Here is a 20653-nt window from a genome sequence, read left to right on the forward strand (position 1 = left end):
TAAAACAAAGACAAAGATAATACGGCTTACAGTTAGCGCAACTGATTAAAATGAGGCGAAGCCCGATAGGCCACGGGCCTATCGAACTTCTATCTCAAGCTTGTTACTTGGTTTGCAAACGCAAGGTAGCACCTCATCATCGTCGCAAAAGCCAAGAGGAGTGTCGAAATATTCGACAGAGCCTTTCTTGACTTTCACGCGACAAGCGCCACAAAAACCTGAACGACAGTGACTCTCTACCGGAACACTCGATTTCTCAAGTGACTCCAGTAAAGAACCAGCAACCGGTATAAGATGTTGAACACCAGCGGTGTGGACAGTAATCATAATCACTCCCCTTCCACTGGAATTGCGTCAATACCCTGTACCTGGTATTCAGGCTTCATAGCAAATTCAAAAGCGTCAGGACCGTGTTCTCTATAAACATCGTTCCAGTCAACTTTATCCTTTGTGCTATTGGGCTTCATGATCAATACATCTTTATCTTTATGCTTAGCTTTAATTGCTTCAGCCGCACGCATACCTGCACCAGAAGGCTCAATATCTGCGTACACCAATAAAGAACGTATGTCACTCGGATACTCAACCATCTCCATAAGACGATCTGAATACCCTACCCACATTGCTACGCCAGCACCTTCACGCACAGAAAGTGCATTTTCGATTCCTTCAGCAATGCCTATATATTTACCAAAAGGAGCATCTATTGGCTTATCCAAAAGAATGTACCCGCCTCGCATATCGCGTGGTGGAGCCATTACCATTTTGGGATTACTTACATCCGCTTTCCCACTGCCATCAGGCTTTAGAAAAGTACGATGAAGGGTAAGCGGCTTACCGTGTTTATCACGATATACTGCTACCAGTGCCGGGAAATGCACCCAGGGACTATCCTTGCTTTCTTTATAGGAAAGCTTGGGGTGAAATCGCAAATTGTTGCCAAGATGCGATAGGTCCGACTTTATCCCTCTGTTACGCAAATACGTTTCAGCAATGGTATCTACAATCGGTTGCGAACCATCCCACACTCGTTTAATTGAAGCCTGTCGACGCTCAGCTTCTTTTTGAGATATGGAGTTTTCTGACTGCTTTCTTTGAAGGGGCTTAGCCTGATGTAACATCGACTTTCCACCACAAATACTGACAATCTCATCCAGAACTTCCGATTTTGACTTACTCAAATACCATGAAAGCAACTCAATACCATCAGGCATTGCGCCTACATCGTTATGATATGCACCTCCTGTATCTTTAAAGTCTCGAAAGAATCTGAATTTAGTTTTGCCATCACCACTTAGTGGGCACGGCTGTTGAGATGTGCCTTTGGTCAGAGCATCGTTGAGCCCTGAGAATTGGCAAAATATTGCAGGCCAGCCACCGCTTTGAGCGACCAAACCTTTTACTTGTGCAATTTTATTGTGTTGCATTATCTTTCTCCTAGATGGGAATTGTGAGTTCCCAATGCACCCGCAGGTCGCAGATACATTGGTGAACCCACAACCCCCTGATGCAAAACAGGCCGCCAAATGGCAGCCCGTTTCTAAACGGAGCAATACAACAACAAAACCCCTAGAGGATTTGCTATGCATCGCCCCTATGGGTTAAAAACCACCAAAATCCAGTTCCCCTATAGAAGGGCTAACGATTTCTGGTGTGTGGGTGTTCGCTGGAATATATTGTTGAGCGTCATCGGTCGCGACAGGCGCTTGCGATTCAGTCTTCTCAACTTCTTCCAAGTCATTCAATGACTCAGTGCCTTCCAGCGGTTGGGATTGAGGTGTTTCGGTTTCAATTGCTTCCTGTTCATCTTCTACGAATTCACCAGAGGCAATGCCTTTTAGGTTTTCCGGGTCAGATATATCCCCAACATAGTGAGCTAAACGATGGAATTCACCACCTGTCACATCACCAGTTTTAGGAAGGCCATTCAGAGCTGCATCAAATGAGTCAACTACCGAAAGAATACCTTTATCCAGGAACGACAAATTAACTAGCTTGCGTCGAAGCTTTTTAATCGCCGTAATAACGCGCTGACCACACTTCTCCTTGCCAACAAACGAGTTCTTGGCTAGAGCGGCGGCGTCAGCTGCAATTTCATCCCATAGCGTCAAAGTGATCTGATTTTTAAGATCTTCTTCATCATCTTCAAATAGTGGCTGCACTGCCATAGGCGGTATAGCTTTGAAAATGAATCGACCTTTAAATGCATCACACTCCAATTTGAAACGTTCAATCAAGTGAGCTACTTCATGGTTGTCCACCTTGTGTGCATTAATAATGCTCTCAAAGTCGGAACAAATTGATTCTACTTCCTCAGTGAACTCCATTTTCATTTTGTCCAATTCGGTCTGTATTTCGTCAATTTGCGCCAAAGGAACCATGGTGAGCCCTCTGCCAAACGATACGCCTTCCTTATTCAATAGTCGTGAAACACGCTGAACAGTCTTGTTAACGAATCGCAGATGCTCCCGGGGGAACCACTGCAAAGTAGTGCCCTTCAAAAGTTCACTGCTCAATTCATTACCATCGAATACTGTACGTGTTTTAGGTAGTGTAGCTTCGCCACAACTTCCCTTAACTTCTACTGCCAATAAACACGCTCCCTCTTTCAATGAAGGGTTAGTGTTTACCAAGTCGGCTGATGCTTGGTTTGCATGTGCTATGTTGTTACTCATGATTTATCCTTAAAAGGAAAATGAGGCAACAACTCCCATAAGGGGTTATTGTTGCCCCTATGGGTTAAGAGAATTAACGAAGTGATTTAGATCTCGCGTCATAATCACGGAAACCTTCGTCTTCGTATCCTTTAGATTTTTTATCTATTATGCGCTGATGAACAGACTTATTGCCTGTTAGCGCCGAGCAAACCAAGATGTGACCCGTATTCTCATTTGAATAAAATGAGTACTTGCCACATTGGCTGATTGCCCATACTTTGTTTTCCGCTTTGTTTTTTAAATAAACAAGCGAGCTAATATCCGTTTCGGGATAAGGAGCAGGTCTATAAGGCATGACTTCCAGTTCATAACGTTCATTTTCATCGCAAGTAAGTACTGCATGGAAATAACTTTCCGCATCGGGGGATTTAACCTCTGATGCAGACACATCCTGAGTGTCAAACAGTTTTACCGAGTCGAGAATTTGAACGGTTCTTAAGCCAGCTATCCGACCAACCGGATAAGCTACTTTTATGACTTCATTGCCTTTGGTGGTATCCCAAACCTCAAACGTCTTCCCTACATAGCTCGAAAGCTTGCTGGTTAGCGTCTGCGCTTGGGGAGCTACTTTTTTACCTGATAATCCGCTAAAAGCGCCTGAAGTGGCTGCTCTAACTTTTTATCAAATAGTCTTTGAATCGTATCATCCACCTTATCTTTAGATTCCGGATCAACGGAACCCATAAAGGCAAAGTTCAAAGATTCAACCGCTTTAGCCTTCAAACCAAAAGCCATCATATAGTGGCCCCAGTTCACAAGGGTTCGGGTAGAAAACACGGCTTGCATATCAGCATCCGGAGCGTAAACTTGCTCTCGAATAGCCGCACCAAAACCCACCATCTCATGAAGAAGATTGCGGGGTAACTTTGGATAGTTGCGAGTCATGATTTCAATTTCAGTGGCAGGATCTGGGTAACCAAGTTCCAGCCATCCAAATCGACTACGCAAAGCGGAGTCCATCTTCTGACTGGTATGATAACGCTCAGAGCCACCTTCACCGGTTGTGTTGGCAGTTGCGCTAATTCGGCACATAGCATGCTTATTAACGATCATTCCAAACTGTTCAATCGGCCAGGGCTTACCTTCGACAAGAGGGTGCAAACTAGACTGTAAAGCCTCATTCGCTTTATCCACCTCATCCAAGATCAGCAAACCACCGTGCTGGTATGCTTTCGCAGCCAACCCTAAACGGCTTTTAGTAATCACACTTCCATTTTCATTTTCCAGCTCTTTCGAACCTTCTAACTCTTCAGGCATCAGAGCTGCGTGAGTTTTGACTATGTAAACAGGCTCATTGAGCTTATCCGCTATATAAAGCAACAACTCAGTTTTGCCCGTACCAGTCTCACCATGCAACCCCAAAGCCTGACGCTGCGGAGCGTGCCACCATGCCAAAACCCTGCGCAATACGACCTCATCCGGAACATAGTTCGGATTAGATACAATACAGTCAGGATGACGGCTATACCGCTGCCTCACTTTTGACTCTCCAGGTGAAAAAACATCTGGAAAAACAGTGGAAGCATCTATTTCAATTAATTTCTCTAAATTTGCAGTGTTATCTACAACGTTAAGCTGTGTCATGTTGTGTACCTTCAATTCAAAAAGGACAAACACACTGCCCCAACCGGGAGCAATGCGTGTGTCCCGGGTGGGTTAAATTTCTGCCTTGGTGATTTCCAAAACAGATTTCAAAATTTCTTCCTGGTCCATCCCCCACTTCTTGCAAATAGCAAGAAACAAAGGTGACTCAAGAAATAAGATGCATTCCTGATAAATCTCAGAGCCAGGGTCACTGTCTCTAATCAGTTCAAGTACGCGATATGGTAAGTCGCAGAGCAACTGGTTGACTTCATCTTCAGTCCATCGCAAATGATAACCACCATTCACCGGATCGTAGTCTGGGTCAAAAACGCCATACGTTAGTACAGAGTCCTTTTCACCTTTCTCGATATCCCGATTAATGTAATTGTCAGTTGGATGGAAAACGAAATCCTCAGTACCCCAAATAGGGTTCCAAGTCTTACCTTTTTTACTTAACAGACTGCCTTTAGAAAGCCGGTCAACCGCGAGGGAAACTTCCTTCTCAGTTGTGCCAAATTTCTTTGCCAAGTACTTATGAGTCAATTGACCATTTTCCAGAGCGTAATAAGCTATCTGCACACGCTTATGGTGTGGAGTAATAGTTTGCATGATGTTGATCCTCGAATGGGGAACAACACCAATCCCTACAGGGAATAATGTTATTCCCCTGTGGGTTAAATATGCTTTCGCATGGTTTATGGAGCGTGAACGAAGAATACGAACGCGCTGTCAGTCATACGGAAATATGACCCGCTAAGTTTGTATACCGCATGCAAGCGGTCGATAGTTAAAAAACCATCAGTTAAAAAACCTAAAAATCATGCTTTGCTATAGGTAGCAATTCCACACATAGCAAAACTGATTATATGCACGCGGAAGGGCTTACTGGGGTTGCCAGCTTACCTCCCGCTTCCAAAACGCTTCACTATTAGTGCAGCGATGTCATGATTGAATCTTCACAACCAATTTGCCCAGTCGCCTTTAATACTCTTTCAAGCTTAGCGATCTCAGCGTCATGGTTATGATGTTCGAACTTGTCTGGATCTCCAATTTGCAAAACGCAACCATTGTCTAAGTACAGTTGGGCAGTAAATTGGTCGTAAAAGTGAACGGTTGTATTCATGTTATTTCCTCTAAAGATTAGTTAAGGGCACCACCCTTAAATGCATTATTGAAAATGCATTTAAGTGGTGATGCCCAAGCATCAACATGAAAAGGAGAAGAGGTGCCTAAGCACCCCTGCACTTGAATTTAATCAACAATCCCTACTACAACACAAAATGGACGAACCATCGTTTTATAGATAGGTAAACCGGCCAAAACGCAGCAAGCAAAAATAATCATAGACATAATCGTGTTCCTAAATGTTAAAGGGACACGACTACCCACACGGGATATGTTGTGTCCCGGTTGGGTTAAAATTCGAATCAGCTGATTACTGATACGTAGCCTTGATAAAAGCAACTTGTTCATGATGCTTATTAGGCTCAATAATCTTCGCACAATACATTCCCATTAAAACAAGGCTGAAAGCCATGAATGATGAGATTACAATCGCTGAAGTATTTTTTTTGATGGTTTGCATGTTTACTCCTGAGAGTGACGCAGGAACATGCAGATCTCCCCGGGGGATAAATACATATCCCCACTATGGGTTAATGGTGCTTTCGCAATAGAGCGTTGAAACCAGAAGGCAACAATCGCTGTCAGTTACACGGGAATGTAACTCGCTAGGTTTGTATACCGCTTGCAAGCGGTCGATAGTTAAAAAACCATCAGTTAAAAAAACGACTAGCCTAAGAACAGACTTAGCTATGAACTCTTCATAAAGCCCATAGCTAAGTCTACATATTTCAGGATCGAAAAAATCAGCCGTGGCACCTATCCCCTTTAAGGAAAAGAACCGCTTAACTAAATAGAGTTAAGCCTGGCTGTACTTGATTGGACGCTTTCGCGTATTTAATTGAAGGCTTTCGCCATAGCACTGATAGATCGCGCTGCCATTTCTGGACTCTTATATATTAATTCACTGCATTGTTACTGAGTGACAATAGAGCTACCTTTTTGGCCTTGCCTACGGTACAAAATTATTTACTCAGTGAACAACTGAATATCCTGGACCGCAATACTGCTTGTGCCTACGTACTTTTCATTATTGAGCTCGAAACACAGAACAGGCTCAAAATGAAAATCTAAAATTTCCTGCCCCTGATAAGCCAAAAATCGATTTGGTGGCAAGGTCGTATTTATTTCTCTTAGCAGTAAAAACAATTCCGTAGTCATCGGCTCACCCTCTAATAAATATGGGTACCATCATAAAGAATGATTACCCAGAAGGAACCTGTACAAGGGAACTATTAAATTGATTTAATAATAAAGCTTGGAAACGGAAATACGAAGTTGTCAGTTCAACCTTAGCAATGCAAAATCGGTAGAGACTAGAAGCTAACTCATAATCTTAAGGGAAGTACAAATGAAATCATCAATCTTTATAGTTATTGGAGTTCTATCAATCTATTCAGGATTTTCTCATTCAGAGGAGGGACTTCAAGACGATAAAACGACGGAAGCATGTATCGAGATCCTCAAAGAGCTTGAAGGCTCTACCACATTCAAAGTATTGGGTGGAAAACACATCTATAGCGACTTAACTTTTGATGAAGCTGTAGATTGGGTTAAAAGCACATACTCTGGTGACATCGTAAAAGATATTATCCCTATGCTAGAAGAAAATTATAAACAGGGTAATCTTATGAACAAACGCTCAATTTTGGTATATTACGAGGTAGCAGGCAAAGCCTATCGCACTCTAACAACGGGATTTTTATGTAGTTTTGAAGAAAATCCTTTTTCCGGCTTCCACCTAAAGTCCGTTACATACAATCATAAGGATTACAATAAGGACTCGTACCTACTAAAAACAATGAACAGACCAAAACTATTTGACCTTTTATGGGTAGTGAAAGAATAAAATTATTTAGCTGACTCATCTAGTAATATGTTTAAAAGCGTATGTGTGTTCATAGTGACTTCTCACCGCTCTGTCGGGCGATGCTTCTTACTTCAATAGCCGTTGCTCGATAGTATCGAGACTTATGCAGCTTCCATAAGCAGAAACGACTGTCCAGCCGCCTTTAATTCAAGTATGCCTTTATCACGGATATTGAGGGCGGCATTTAAATCGCGGTCTATATCTGTCGCCCCGCATGAGGGACAGCCCCACTTGCGAACCGACAAGGGCATTTCTTCTTTTTTATAACCGCAGCAATGACAAGTCTTAGAGCTGGCGTACCACTGGTCGAGCTTTACTAGGTGCTTACCTTGCTCTTTCAGTTTGTATTCCAGCTTCATCACAAAGCTATGCCATGAAGCATCGGCGATGTGTTTTGCCAGTTTGCGGTTTTTCATCATATTGGCTGATTTCAATGTCTCAACTATCACCGCTTGGTTTTCGTCAACGAGAGTCCGAGAGAATTTGTGTTGAAAGTCAGCGCGAGCATTCGCTACTTTTTCATGACATTTTGCAACACGCAAACGACCTTTGGCTATATTTGCGCTGCCTTTTGTCTTGCGGGATAGCTGGCGCTGCTTACGCCTGAGATTCTTTTCAGCACGCTTTACAAATCGAGGGTTGGTGGTTTTTCTGCCGCTCGACTCAACGGCAAAGTGAGAGATTCCTAAGTCAATACCCGTCACCTTGCTCACTGTGTGAGGAAATACGGGCGCTTCAACACCATCATCAACAAGGATAGATGCGTAGAACTTACCCGTCTTGCTCAAGCTGACAGTGATGCTTTTCACTGTGCCGATAATTTCACGATGAATATTTGCCTTTACAGGCTTTATTTTCGGTAATTTAATGGCGCTATCGAGCACCTTTACACCGACACAGTGGTAGCTCGACTGCTTGCCGTGCTTACGTTTGAACTGTGGGTATTTTGCTTTTAGTTTAGGGTTAAAGAAGTTATCAAAGGCATGGTGAAGGTTGATAACCGCCTGCTGTAAGGCGATTGAATCATATTGTTTCAACCAGTGGTATTTTCGTGATTTTTTAGCAACTGCAAGCAGCGGTTTTATATCTTTTTTGGGGCTTATATTAACCTCATGCTTGCGGTACATATGAGACTTTAAATGCAGAGCCTTATTATATGCGAAACGCACAGCACCGAACTGAGCCATTAAAAATTCAGCTTGCTCTGGTGTGGGGTAAATGCGTACTTTAGTTGCTCTCAACATATGTATAAATATACAGTCATAAAAAGTAGAGTCAACCTGTACAAGTCGCTTTCAGGCCTTACGCCTATCCCCGCCCTCATCGGGCGAGGGTTTACGGCGAAATTGCTAAAATATTCTTCAAAAATGTGGCCTGCAAGTAGCTACAGAGAGCTATTCACTCCAACAATTTCTTCAATAAACGAACTTTCCTTGTTCTCCCTGTGCGAGATCACCAGGTTTTCTTCGGCTCGCGTCATTGCAACATACAGAAGCCGGCGCTCTTCCTCGATGGCTTCTCGAGTGACGGCGCCTTTGATCATAGGTACCTTCCCATCATCTACATCGATAATCCACACTCTTGGCCACTCAAGGCCTTTTGAGCCGTTCATCGTCGCAAGTATTACCGCGTCATTTTGATTATGATCTTCCTGCTTGGTATTTTTCTTTGTCTTCTCTGCCAGGTTTTTCGCTCTTGCCACCAAGTTGCCTTTACTACCCTTTAAAATTCCTTGGCAGATCTCTACCACTGTGACTTGTAGCTTTTCATCTGCATCTTTTTTCTTTTTTAGATACTTGATCACAGCCGAGCAAAGCTTATCGATGAACGCCCCGGCATACTGCTCTTCCAGATTGATTGCTCTCATAGCCATTTCTTGCATGAATGCAGTAACAGGCTTCCAGGTTTCACCTGACATCTGTTGTGAAGAAGCAAACCCCATCGTTTTGCATGACTGGTAGATATAGTGCAGAGTTTCTTCAGACTCACCAATCCAACCCAAACCAGACACTAAGGCGTCAGCTGCCTTTGGATGCGCCAGGCCGTAAAACAGATTAATGAATCCAACTGCATGTTCATTGTCAAAGATTGACTTTCCACCAATCCTTACCGCTTTCATCTGCAATTCAGACAGCGCCCTTTCAACCTGGTCTAATTGCTTATTGGTTCTGGCCAATATAGCCCAGCCGTCTTTTTCGCTTTGCTTAATCGCCTGAGCAACATACCTGTATTGCTCAAAGCCATCCGATTTTTTAGTATCCTGCTCTCCCCCAATTTTGCTGACACTTTCAAGCGAATCCATCTGCAGCAACTCTTGGGTAAATTGAGAAATGAAATTATTGGGTATCGATACAATTTTTACGGTTCCCTGTTCTTTCTTCACGGATGCCATATCTTTATCGATTCGGTCTTCATTATTTTCAACAAACATCTTGGCCGCATTAAGAATGTTAGGTGAGCACCTGAAGCATTTACTTAATAGATAACCGGACGCATTGAAATCATTTTGGAATTCACGGAAGGCGTGATACCCCATACTGCCACGCCAAGAATAAATAGATTGGTCATCATCCCCTACAACCGCCAATGTTTTGCCGAGATTGCCGTGCGCCTTGAGCCATCTATATTGCAGCTCATCAGTATCTTGAAACTCATCGCAGAGTAGATGCGAATATCGATATGGCTTGACGGTTCCACCTTCCAGGCCAGCAATAAGCTCCCGGCACATCATATTAAGATCGAATCTTTTGTATTTTTTCAGTAATGACAAGTACGCCTCAAAAACCATAGAGGTAGGCGTTCCATCATGCATATAGTCAATATCACGCCCCATGGCCTCGATTGTAGAAACCCATTCATTGATATCGTCATATCTGATTTGTGCCTGGATTAGTGCACGCTTTACAAAACTATATTGTTCCGGACCTATAATTGAGCGCCTTCTGACTCTTATTTGCTCGAACTGCTTCAACATCAAACTCGCAAAGGTCGCGGCTTTAGTTCGCTTAGCAAGCTGTGGGCCCAGCCGCTTAACTAACCGCTCTTCCATCTCAGATGCTGAGGCATTGGTGAAGGTAACCATTAATACACTATTAGTGTTTGAAGAATTAAGTACCCTATCTGCAAGGCTGATAAACGTATGCGTTTTACCAGAACCAGGTAAAGCACAGATTAGTTTATGCTCATTTGGGTTTTCGATTGTTCCGGCCTGTTCTTCCGTTAGCATGCAGCTTCTCTAATAATATGAATGAGGGCATCTTACATGCAGAGCACTCAGCAACCGGCGAATAGACGTGTCAATTTTTCTGGGTCTATTGATGTTTGGTAAATAGAGGTGCCGATTTAGCATACTCAAACGGTAGCGTAGCGCTATTTTCTGCTTATACTGTCTCCATCCAAACATTAAGGAGAACATAATGAGCAAGAATATTATTGCTGCAGGATTAGTCGTATTGGCGATTACTGGCTGTCAATCTACACCTCGGGTGCACGAGTCCATCCCTCCAGTACAAGTAAAATCTTTAGACACTTACTCATGGGAGCCAGACAAAAGCCTTGCACTAAATGTTGCTCAAATGGCCAGGCCGGCAGGCCTTGGTATCGGCATGGAAGACGAAGAAAACCCCGCAGAAGCCAGCAACAACCTCCGTGATGGATTCGATAAAACCACAGATGTTATGACAGGTATGCTGACCAGCGGCCTGGTTGGTGCAGCATCATTTCTATCACTTGGCTCAAAATCAGATGACCTCCGTTCATGGCGTTCAGGTTTAGTTGATTTCATACCAGTTGAAAAAGTGCCACCATTAAATACAGGCGACTCTTTTACATACATCCGTGACTATGTTGCAGGCAACATTCGCAAGGGCCTTGACGCTCAATATGATGATATTACTTGGAAAGGTGTTTTTACTCGAAAGAAGACGGCTTATTTGGACCGTGCTTATTTAATATTCAATAGTCAAGATGGATGCTCTAAGGCGGTAAATCTTCTTTTGGAAGGAGATGAAGTAAGAACCACATGGGGAGGATACAAGATTGCAGGTACAGTTTTTGAAGACGTCGATGAAAGTTCTCTAGGGCAATATTGCGGTTTGGAGTTCACGCCGATTGTCACAGGCACCATCTCAATTAACGGCATCAGAAATTATATTGTCACCACTAGAATTGGTGGAACAGGTTCTTCTACTTTCCTGGTTAACAAACTAAACAGCACCTACCCCGGCATTGTTTTAAATAATAAAACTTTCAACTTTGTTTTAACTGGCGGCAAACGAAAAGCAACCTGGAATAACGGCATTCCATATGTTTCAAAAGATGCTCAACAGTACTTCTTCGACGCAAACGAAACATCATCCGTCAATTCTCTTTAAACACCATCTCTTAAATCACCAACCCCGCTATCAGCGGGGTTTTTGTTACCTACCCAAATCTAAGCCACCAAGGATTCAATAACCTTTTTACATTCATCAATAACTTCAGGGTGTGCAGGCAGATCTCCCTTGCCCAAACCTTGGTTAGGCTTGTGTAAATCAATCTTTCTCCAGGCCTTCATCGCCAACAGTTGTTCCTGCCTGCTTAGTTTCGTGGTTTTTAAAACGCATTCAAAATAACTCAACGAATTTGAAACCAACTCCTTTAATCCAAGCTCACTATCGATACCTAAAACATCTTTAGAGAAGCATTCTGTCGCACCCCAATTATGAAGCCTTTCAAAATAGATTACTTTCTTTGAGTGGAATGCCAATGCCATTACTTCGGCTAGACATGCAACTATATTAGGAAGCTCAATCATCTGGTATCTGGCGATTTTTAATTGCCTTTCCTGAAGCCTTGAGTGATTGAATCTCTGCGAAATTTTACTAAAAGTTAAGCCAACCTTATAAGCCAAAACCTTTTCTGTTGCTTGGTCGGCTAACTCCACAAAATATAGCTTTCTGGTCTTTTCAAAATGCTGCGGATGCCTCAGTGTAGATAGCAATGTATGACGCTCTTTTGCACATTTATAGCAAGTCTGTAGTGCGTTTGTTATGTGGTCTAACTTTGGAAAAGCGTAATCATCGTAGTTTGAGAGATTTCCATGGAATTCACAATGAAGAATACAGCGTGAATGGGCGCCTTTATAAGTCCCTTTAAAACCTATCAACTTTAGGCTTGTGGTATCTAGTAACTCATTGGCACTTTGTAAAACTTCCACTTCAGTAGGATTGTAGGTTTGCGAACATTTTGGGCACCCACACCCCAAGAATAACGACTCAAAGGTTGGAGTCCACGGTTTACCAAATAACCACCCTTTCCCGTGCTTCTGACACTCAACTTTTACTTTCGAGGCCTTGCCTATGTATTTGCCAACAATACCTATAACGACCAAATGAGGATTCCTTTCTGCCAGAAAAAGATTCACATCTTTGATGTTTTCTTCAACAGGAGCCTTATATTTCCCTGAGCATTTAGGACACCCTTTTCCTTGGAGCAGCTTGTCTATTGCCGGCTCCCAAGGATTATCCCATTCCCAACCATTGCCATGGTCTTTGCAACTGATTTTACACCTAGCGGCCCGATTTACCTTTCCAGGCATGAATCCAATTAACTTCAAACCCTTGCCGGACAAAATTGACTCTAACTGTTCAATGTGCTCAGACTCCGTATACCGGTAATTGCCACTACACTTCGGGCAACCTCCGATATTTTTGGCTTCCAAATCCTTTGACCTTCTGAGGTGATTTAAGCGAGGCCTCCACGGAGCGCCAAACACGTCGCCAGACCCGTGCTCCTCACACGTCACATGACAGATAGACTTGTCGAGTTGATAGCCTGAATAAAATCCAGTTACGGTTAACTTTGGTCGATTATTCGTTTCACAATAGAGTTCCAGCCTTGCGTTAATATCACGTAATGCTTCGCTTTCTGAAATTGGTTTGATTGCCATTTTTAGTTACTACTCTTAACAAATAGCACCAAACTAACCTAAACTTGAATTCGCGCTACCGTTTGAATTTTGCTGAAATTGGGAGGGAAATACGGTGCGCTCGTATAAAATAAGGGAAACACCCCTCAGCAAGAGAGTGTGTTTCCCTTGCTGGGTTAAAAAGTTGAATCAAAATGCTTTGAAACAACTAGGGGTTATCCTAATTTTATAGAGCACACCAAGACCCGACAGGGCATTGATACACCCTCTGGGGTTAAAGAACGATTCAGGTAAACCTGAAGCATTCTGGTGATGAATATGACCTAAAATCAATCCACAACGCAATTGTGTCCTGATAAAAATAAGGGCCCCCCAACAAGAGAGTGTGTTTCCCTTGCTGGGTTAAATAGCTGAATCAAAAGTAATTTGATACAACCGGGGTTAACTTAAATTTATAGAGCACATTATTTCCCGAGAGGGAGTAATTTGCCCTCTGGGGTTAAATGATGAGACAAGAAATCTTGAAACATCCAGGTTAAACATGCTTTCGCATTAGCTCTGTCTCCAGGGCTGTCAGTCATACGGAAATATGCCCCGCTAGGTTTATACCGCGTGGCGGCGGTCGAAAGTGAATAATCACATTCAGTTAAAGAGCCTTAACCTTACCACCCACGCTTAGGTGCTTTTGTTAATACAACTATCGTTTTGCCTATGTCTATCGGTATGTTTTTATGCCAATAACAGCCGTAGGTGGTATAATTTGGAGGTCTGTTCAAACGGTGGTGAGAAAAAATTATTGCGTTACTATTAACGCTAGATTGAAGTGTCTGGAGGTAGGAATGGTTTACTTATTGTTAGGATTGGTTTTAATGCCTGTTTTAGTCTTAGCTACATTAGGTGGTGATGTGACTTGGTTTGCAATGTTTGCCGGAGAAGTCGTTGTTGTAGCATTGTCTTTTGTTGTGAAGAAATTCTCAAAAGACAAGAAGACAATTCAAAACCGAACAGTAAATCGAAAACATGAATCGGATCATGCAAAAGATGATGAATTCTTCAACTATTCTTATTCCAATATTTATAGTGGGCTTCCACATTTGTCTGAAGATGATTAAAAAGCCCTCTCAAATGGAGGGCTTTATTCAGTTAAGTTTTAGAGAGTTACTTTACCGGCTGCATCAAAATTGATTCTTAGTTGGATCATCCATTCCCATATCGACAAATTGACCATACTGATAGGCATAGTAGTTACCAACCGAATCAACATAACCCTCACCAACATATTCACCATCAGCAGTTATTATATCACCTACGGGTGCATAAGAACTTCCGTCTGAAGCTGTAAAGTTTCCATATGGATCCTTTTCCAAGCGAGCATTTCCGTTCTCATCCTGAGTTACGGCTGCTCTGGCAGATTCTTTTGCTGCTTCATATCCGTATAAAGCCGCTTCACCTTTTGGGCTCTCATTACTCTCCAAGTTTATTTGCGAAGGCATTGTAGGGGCCGCTTCACTTTTTGGGCTCTCATTACCTTCTGAGTTTACCTGCAAAGGCATTGCAGGAGCCGCTTCACTTTTTGGGCCCTCATTACCTTCTGAGTTTACTTGCAAAGGCATTGTAGGGGCCGCTTCACTTTTGGGGCTCTCATTACCTTCTGAGTTTACCTGCAAAGGCATTGCAGGGGCCGCTTCACTTTTTGGGCTCTCATTACCTTCTGAGTTTACCTTCAAAGGCATTGCAGGGGCCGCTTCACTTTTTGGGCTCTCATTACCTTCTGAGTTTACCTGCAAAGGCATTGCAGGAGCCGCTTCACTTTTTGGGCTCTCATTACCTTCTGAGTTTACCTGCAAAGGCATTGCAGGAGCCGCTTCACTTTTTGGGCCCTCATTACCTTCTGAGTTTACTTGCGAAGGCATTACAGGGGCCGCTTCACTTTTTGGGCTCTCATTACCTTCTGAGTTTACTTGCGAAGGCATTACAGGAGCCGCTTCACTTTTTGGGCTGATATTTTCTTCTCCACCAAACCAACCAGAAACGCCACTAACTGCATCGTATGCGACCGATCCAACTGAAGTACCAAAATCATGAAGAGGGTTTATCTCAGCCATTGTGTCTTGTTCAGACAAGGTATTGAGCCCAGCGTTTACACCGTCTTGGATGCTATCAGCTACTTGCGCTGCAAGGCCAATAGCGGTTTCGTTCTTCATTCTATCGTCTTTTTCAGCCACCTTAGATTGAACTTGTTCTGTTCCAGCTAAGACCTCTCCTTTGATGTCGGTATTGAGTTCTTGGTAAGCCCTACCTTTCATACCAGCAATATTTGATGCTACATCAACGCCATTTGTGTTGTTTGTTGGGAGCGAGTCATCCACCTGACGCATAGTTTCAAACGGTTTATCTTTGCTTGTTTTAGAAGTTAGCTCCGCATTTTCATCCGCAATCCTGCCAATCATAGAAGCCCTTTGCTTTAACGAATCTCCAGCCATTTTAAAACCGTTATCATCTTCTCCCCTCATTTGACTTCCAATGAACTGATACATGGAGGCAGCAAGCCCTAAATCACTTGCCTGGCGCCCTAACCCCTCTGAGCCATCATTGGCCATTAACTTTCTGATCGCGGTTTGGAAGGCGCCAGCATCGGTGCCGAGGCCACCATTGAAATTACCGTCATCCGCCTGTTGGGCAAGCGCCCTGAAATCAGCAGCACTGTTTACACCAATAGCGCTTTTCAATAACTCCCCATTCGTTTTGGTGCTATCAATATCAGAAGTTTTATTCCAGAAATCATCCGTATTCAGATTGCTGTTACTCGCAGCCTTATTCCATTGGATAGCCTGTGTAGACGAAAACCCACTGGTGTCACTAACGGCGTTTTGAATGGCTGACTGACGATTTAACGAAGTCTGTAAAGTGTTTGCGGCTTTTTCAACCTCAGAACTCGTTTCCCCTTTGGATAATCTGTCCGTATTGGACCACTGGTTCATCAAACTTTCTTTCTCTGAACCTTCAAACTTCGACGTTAGCGATTCCTGCCAGTTTTGAGCATACTTCTTCATTGCATCCCATTTTTCAGCATAATCTTCCTGTCTGTCATTGGATAATCCAATGGCTACCTTCCCGCTCAATGGTGATAGCATCTCGGCTACCTTAGGCATACCTACTCCAGCTTCCCCCCCAACTCGGAGAGCTAGTTTGGTTGAATCTGCAGAAGATACACCGAATTTGTCTTCCAAACCTTTTGCCAGGCTTTTGACCCTTTGATCAATGGTAGAGTTTGCAATTTCCTGAGCAGAAGAGTTTTGATTGATCGCCTGTACATCTTTGCTGCTATTAATTTGATTTGCGTATGCCGTTTCAAAAGCTTGAGCATTTGATTGAACCTGGGAAGCCGCTGCTGTCGTAGTAGCGCTATTAGCAGTAGTGCCAACAGAAGACAGCATTTCAGTCCCTAAGCCACTGTTAGTTAGGCTCGAATGCCCTACGCCATAACCGCCTGTTGTAGAGTTCATCTGCTGAGTAGCGTCGGCAAATGTCCTGGTGCCGGCATTCATACTTGTTGCTACAGTAGGTGCGCCCATGTTTCCATCTACCTTGGATTGAGTCATGCCTTTCATGGTGCCCATCAAAGAGTGAACGCCACCAAATAACAAAAACATTCCGATCATTGGTATGGTCGTAGTCAGCATGCTGGCTGTGGCCAGATACCCCTCAACCTCAAGAATGGTGGAAGGTAATGCATCAAACGAGAGTGGGTTAAATGTGGCTGAAGCGGCAAACGCTTGTTCGACCGATATGGCTGTATAGAAATCTACGAAGACCTTTACAAACCCCCACAGGTTGATAAACAGCAGTAACGTCATATATTTACCGATGTGCTTTATGCCCAAACCACCGAGTACGATAAGCACGGCATAGAGCGGGTAAATAAAGAACGTCAGAGATTCCAATGCAGTGATAACAGGCGTAGAAATCTGGGAAAACATTTCACGCTCTCCAGCCTTTTCATACACCCGGGAACGCATTGCCTGGAATACCATAGAGTCAACTTCGGTTTCATAAGAAGTGCCGGCCAGACCATCTCGCACCAGGTACGATTGAAGCATCCCGACCTGCAGATCATAAGCAGTTACACCGGAGCCAAAGCTGCCCTGAATTAACGCAATGGAATCCCTTACGGCTGCCTGACGTACACCTTTATCTTCGTAGTAGTCTTCGAGTAGATTTTCTGTCGCACCACTTTGAATGGTTAGTTTAATAGAATTAAAAGCATCCGGACACGATACACGGGTACCAAAAGCGCTGCCGCTCTCATCTAAAAACACTCTTGTGTTTAGGCCGTTATAGCTAACCCGAATTGAATCAATGAAATCTTCAGTTAACTCAGTGTTGCGCATCTTTATAATTGGGGATTCAGGCTCTCTGCCATCGAGTTCATGATCAGCGATATAGCAGTCTTCCATATAATTATCCATTGTTTTCCGAAGATCATAACCTTCAGATGAAGATGAGCCATACAACACGCGACTTGGCGGGGGCGTGTTATACATTTTCACAAGGGCTGCCAACGGGTCAATTTCGCCACTATCTCCCGAATAAACCACTGGCATAAAAGTATCTTCCACCACTTCTCTCAGCGAGGATAAAGCACTTGTAGCCAACCATGCCGGTACAGCTGCTAAAAGCGGCACGTCGTCAACGACCGCAAAAGCGCCTGAGTCCTGGGCTGAAATGATTTTCACATCGAATTTGGGCGTGATAGGTGAAGCAAGAAACGTCCACATGATAATGCCCAAAGCGAATTCCTTGAGAGGATATGGCGCATTGGGATCCATCATTTGCTTGAAAAAGCCCCAAGCAAAATACAAAACAAGAACGGTTGCAGATATTCCGACTAACGTGCCGTCATTAGTTGAAAGCCTGGCAATACCGTTAATCGCTTGAACAATAAATTCATGATTACCATGAACTAAAATTTCTACTTCATCCATCGAAGACAACTACCCAAAAATAATGATTAGGCAGAATTATAAAGATGGTTGACTAAGAGGGTTGCCCACAGAGCAGAGTAAATCCGCATGTCTGTGGGCGGGAATGTTATGGTCTAAATGCTGCTGATAGGGCCAGTCTCAAGTTGGCATTCTCCAACCCGCCATTTGATAGGATTTTTATTGCCTGACGGGTGGTTAATCTATATGCGCCTGAATACACATACTTTAACTTGGATGGAGTGGTTTTATTTGTCATTTGATACAAGTATTTTCTGTCTGAATAATACTGACCAGAAACATAATCATATTCCTCTTTTACATCTTCCCTAAATTTTGGAGGATAAAATAAAACATATTCAGGCAGATCAATTGCCAGCTCTTCATAATCAGATACACTTGCATCACAACGCAACAGGGTGAATAGGTAATAATCTCCGTCCTGGATACCTAAATTAACCGATTTGACTGGGCATGAAGCCCATGCCACAGTTGGCAAGAGTAAGGTTAAAAATAGTGCTATTATCTTCATGAGCTTACCTCTGAAAGAATTGCTTTTATTGGAATCAGCCGGCACCTTGGGTCATACGATTCAGTGCATAAATTTTCAAGTCGCGTATGATCTTGCACAGTAATTCCTGAAGATAAAATTTCAGCTTTAGTAGCATCTGCCAGCTCTTGTAAAAGTAAGACATTGCTTTTTCTACCTTCAATCGAGGCTGCTGCTGATAGGGTATCTTGATGTGTAACTGAGCCATTTGATTTCTGAAGCTCCAAGCGTAATTCAACATCTTTAATAACCTGCTCATTCCAGGCGATAAGGTTAAGGGTGCCCCAGTATTTTAATATCAGGTCCAAATTAGGCTGTCTCTCAAACGGTGTTTCTTCCTTTACGGAAGCCGCTATGACGCTCTCACCCTTTAAGCTAAAAGCCGCTACAGTCAGTGCAACAGTACATACGACAAACACCAATACCATTCTAAATGCATTTCTAAACCAGTTTTTCATATTCAACCTTTTAAACTTTATGTTGGAGCTTACCCTTTTACCGCACATTGATTTTACCGCAACCGTTTGGAACACCTTGCAATAGACCACCTTTTTTCAGGGGCTGTACGGTCACCTGTGAGAAATTCGTTGAGAGCATCAAACACTAAAGGGATAAGCTTTGGTGCTTTAAGGGCAGTAATGGCGGCACTTGTATTAAACATTCTCGTTGTAGTATACTTAGCCTGCAGTCAGTGGCGGTAGGAGCACCCCACGTAAAAAACTGAAGTCTCCAAACAGAATGATGTTGGCGGTAGAAGCGCCCCACGTAAAAAACTGAAGCCTTCAAACAGAATTGACTGCCGAAAGCCCCCTTCATTGGGGGCTTTTTGTTGATAAAAGGAATATCCATGCAGTTGAAGAAGTTAGATCAGTCTTTTTACCCAGACCATACCCACCTATCTGAAGCTTTAGATAATGTGAACGGAGCTTGGATAGAGGGTAAAACAAGAGGGTATGGATTTGTTCTTATTCCAATTAACACACTGACTTTTGCGCTTCCACTGCGGTCCAATATACGTCACAAAGCTTCTTTCCCAACGGTAGGTAAGCATGGTGAAACGCATAAGGGTTTAGATTTCAGCAAAGCTCTTTTAATTCCAAACCCATCTTACATTTCAGACGAACTGTTTCTCATCCCTTCAAGAGAGCACACCCGATTAAGAAGCAAAGAGCATTATATAACTTCACGTTTTACAAAGTACGTTGAGAGGTATATAAAAGCAACCGTAGCCAATGACCGAAACATACTCAACTCATCCGCATACAGATTTTCAACCCTACAACACTACCATGCTGAATTGAACATATAACTTATTTGGATAGGAAACGTGTAGAGTTCCTGACTTACTCTATTTTCAAAGAATAAGAAAAACTTGTGTCATATGGTCCTTTCACAACAATTACTTCCCCCTTCCCTGTTACTCCTGAAAATTCAATCTCCTTCTTTTCCAAAGGAAGTAAGGGAAACCCTTCACTAATTGATTTTTTAACATAGCCGGTTGCTGACTGAGATAGCCCTTCCTTTGAGACTTCAAAAGAAAAAACGCCAGATATGAATACCTGGTGCATATCCAAATTGCTTTTATCCACGGTAAAATGAACTTTTGGAATAATGACACCATGCCTACAAACACCTTCTGCCCCTTCACATCGAGTGATGGTATCCATGTTCATTTGATAATCCACGGTGGTTTCCGTTTCTTCGCTATAAAGAACCGTCAAGCTACCACCTGAATTTCCACCTCGATTACCTGGAAACCGATTGTTCAATACCGGCCCTTTATAAACAAATTCCGACCAGGCTTCATATCTTTGTGGCAAATTTGACTCAGGGGTTGAGTTGCAACCGCATAAAGCTAGGGTTCCAGCAATAATGAAGAAGCTTGGAACAGTTTTTCTGATTAGTAGTTTTGTCATTTTT

Annotated in this window: 20 protein-coding genes; 4 read left to right on the forward strand and 16 right to left on the reverse strand. The window is 43.1% G+C overall.

Features of this window, described 5'->3' with window-relative positions:
- Positions 1 to 78: 78 nt before the first annotated feature.
- The 9 genes from yfaE to OIK42_RS19470 all read right to left on the reverse strand — a co-directional run bounded on the left by yfaE (position 79) and on the right by OIK42_RS19470 (position 6584).
- The gene (gene yfaE, locus OIK42_RS20430) at positions 79 to 327 is read right to left on the reverse strand and encodes a class I ribonucleotide reductase maintenance protein YfaE (RefSeq protein ID WP_374211885.1); all 249 of its coding nucleotides are present in this window, start codon (positions 325 to 327) and stop codon (positions 79 to 81) included.
- A gap of 2 nt (positions 328 to 329) precedes the next feature.
- Positions 330 to 1427: a DUF7146 domain-containing protein gene (locus OIK42_RS19435; protein ID WP_273642833.1), complete on the reverse strand. Its 1098-nt coding sequence runs from the start codon at positions 1425 to 1427 to the stop codon at positions 330 to 332.
- Between the two features lie 174 nt (positions 1428 to 1601).
- Positions 1602 to 2675, reverse strand: coding sequence for a DUF3150 domain-containing protein (locus OIK42_RS19440; protein ID WP_273642834.1), 1074 nt, complete (start codon positions 2673 to 2675; stop codon positions 1602 to 1604).
- Positions 2676 to 2748: 73 nt separating this feature from the next.
- Complete coding sequence (locus OIK42_RS19445) at positions 2749 to 3105, reverse strand: hypothetical protein (protein WP_273642835.1); 357 nt, start codon at positions 3103 to 3105, stop codon at positions 2749 to 2751.
- A 176-nt stretch (positions 3106 to 3281) separates the two neighbouring features.
- Positions 3282 to 4301: an AAA family ATPase gene (locus OIK42_RS19450; RefSeq protein ID WP_273642836.1), complete on the reverse strand. Its 1020-nt coding sequence runs from the start codon at positions 4299 to 4301 to the stop codon at positions 3282 to 3284.
- Between the two features lie 72 nt (positions 4302 to 4373).
- On the reverse strand, positions 4374 to 4910 hold the full coding sequence (locus OIK42_RS19455; protein WP_273642837.1) for a hypothetical protein: 537 nt from the start codon (positions 4908 to 4910) through the stop codon (positions 4374 to 4376).
- A gap of 319 nt (positions 4911 to 5229) precedes the next feature.
- Positions 5230 to 5424 (reverse strand): hypothetical protein, encoded by a 195-nt coding sequence (locus tag OIK42_RS19460; RefSeq protein WP_273642838.1) that lies wholly within the window; start codon positions 5422 to 5424, stop codon positions 5230 to 5232.
- A gap of 312 nt (positions 5425 to 5736) precedes the next feature.
- Complete coding sequence (locus tag OIK42_RS19465; RefSeq protein WP_273642839.1) at positions 5737 to 5886, reverse strand: hypothetical protein; 150 nt, start codon at positions 5884 to 5886, stop codon at positions 5737 to 5739.
- A 506-nt stretch (positions 5887 to 6392) separates the two neighbouring features.
- Positions 6393 to 6584 carry a hypothetical protein gene (locus OIK42_RS19470; protein WP_273642840.1) on the reverse strand — a complete coding sequence of 64 codons (192 nt, stop codon included), beginning with the start codon at positions 6582 to 6584 and terminating at the stop codon, positions 6393 to 6395.
- Between the two features lie 190 nt (positions 6585 to 6774).
- Between OIK42_RS19470 and OIK42_RS19475 the strand changes: the two genes are divergently transcribed.
- Positions 6775 to 7272, forward strand: a complete 498-nt coding sequence (locus tag OIK42_RS19475) for a hypothetical protein (RefSeq protein ID WP_273642841.1) — start codon at positions 6775 to 6777, stop codon at positions 7270 to 7272.
- A 122-nt stretch (positions 7273 to 7394) separates the two neighbouring features.
- Here OIK42_RS19475 and OIK42_RS19480 read toward each other — a convergent pair whose 3' ends face one another.
- Positions 7395 to 8537 carry an RNA-guided endonuclease InsQ/TnpB family protein gene (locus OIK42_RS19480; RefSeq protein ID WP_273642842.1) on the reverse strand — a complete coding sequence of 381 codons (1143 nt, stop codon included), beginning with the start codon at positions 8535 to 8537 and terminating at the stop codon, positions 7395 to 7397.
- A gap of 140 nt (positions 8538 to 8677) precedes the next feature.
- Positions 8678 to 10519, reverse strand: coding sequence for an ATP-dependent helicase (locus OIK42_RS19485; protein WP_273642843.1), 1842 nt, complete (start codon positions 10517 to 10519; stop codon positions 8678 to 8680).
- A 190-nt stretch (positions 10520 to 10709) separates the two neighbouring features.
- Here OIK42_RS19485 and OIK42_RS19490 point away from each other — a divergent pair, with 190 nt between their 5' ends.
- Positions 10710 to 11666: a hypothetical protein gene (locus tag OIK42_RS19490; protein WP_273642844.1), complete on the forward strand. Its 957-nt coding sequence runs from the start codon at positions 10710 to 10712 to the stop codon at positions 11664 to 11666.
- 59 nt (positions 11667 to 11725) lie between these two features.
- Here the strand turns inward: OIK42_RS19490 and OIK42_RS19495 are convergent, their stop codons facing one another.
- Complete coding sequence (locus OIK42_RS19495; RefSeq protein ID WP_273642845.1) at positions 11726 to 13222, reverse strand: hypothetical protein; 1497 nt, start codon at positions 13220 to 13222, stop codon at positions 11726 to 11728.
- An 818-nt stretch (positions 13223 to 14040) separates the two neighbouring features.
- Between OIK42_RS19495 and OIK42_RS19500 the strand changes: the two genes are divergently transcribed.
- Positions 14041 to 14313, forward strand: a complete 273-nt coding sequence (locus OIK42_RS19500; RefSeq protein WP_273642846.1) for a hypothetical protein — start codon at positions 14041 to 14043, stop codon at positions 14311 to 14313.
- Positions 14314 to 14376: 63 nt separating this feature from the next.
- Here the strand turns inward: OIK42_RS19500 and OIK42_RS19505 are convergent, their stop codons facing one another.
- The 3 genes from OIK42_RS19505 to OIK42_RS19515 form a co-directional block, all read right to left on the reverse strand.
- Positions 14377 to 18186: a conjugal transfer protein TraG N-terminal domain-containing protein gene (locus OIK42_RS19505; RefSeq protein WP_273642847.1), complete on the reverse strand. Its 3810-nt coding sequence runs from the start codon at positions 18184 to 18186 to the stop codon at positions 14377 to 14379.
- Between the two features lie 106 nt (positions 18187 to 18292).
- A complete protein-coding gene (locus tag OIK42_RS19510) occupies positions 18293 to 18715 on the reverse strand; it encodes a hypothetical protein (protein ID WP_273642848.1) in 423 nt (140 codons plus the stop codon).
- A complete protein-coding gene (locus OIK42_RS19515; protein ID WP_273642850.1) occupies positions 18712 to 19191 on the reverse strand; it encodes a hypothetical protein in 480 nt (159 codons plus the stop codon). The genes OIK42_RS19510 and OIK42_RS19515 overlap by 4 nt, the downstream gene beginning before the upstream one ends.
- Positions 19192 to 19580: 389 nt before the next feature.
- Here OIK42_RS19515 and tenpIN point away from each other — a divergent pair, with 389 nt between their 5' ends.
- Positions 19581 to 20042: a type III toxin-antitoxin system TenpIN family toxin gene (tenpIN, locus tag OIK42_RS19520; protein WP_273642851.1), complete on the forward strand. Its 462-nt coding sequence runs from the start codon at positions 19581 to 19583 to the stop codon at positions 20040 to 20042.
- A 34-nt stretch (positions 20043 to 20076) separates the two neighbouring features.
- Here tenpIN and OIK42_RS19525 read toward each other — a convergent pair whose 3' ends face one another.
- Positions 20077 to 20649 (reverse strand): hypothetical protein, encoded by a 573-nt coding sequence (locus OIK42_RS19525; protein WP_273642852.1) that lies wholly within the window; start codon positions 20647 to 20649, stop codon positions 20077 to 20079.
- Positions 20650 to 20653 lie beyond the last annotated feature (4 nt).

The organism is Alteromonas gilva (assembly GCF_028595265.1).
Taxonomy (GTDB): Bacteria; Pseudomonadota; Gammaproteobacteria; order Enterobacterales; family Alteromonadaceae; genus Alteromonas; species Alteromonas gilva.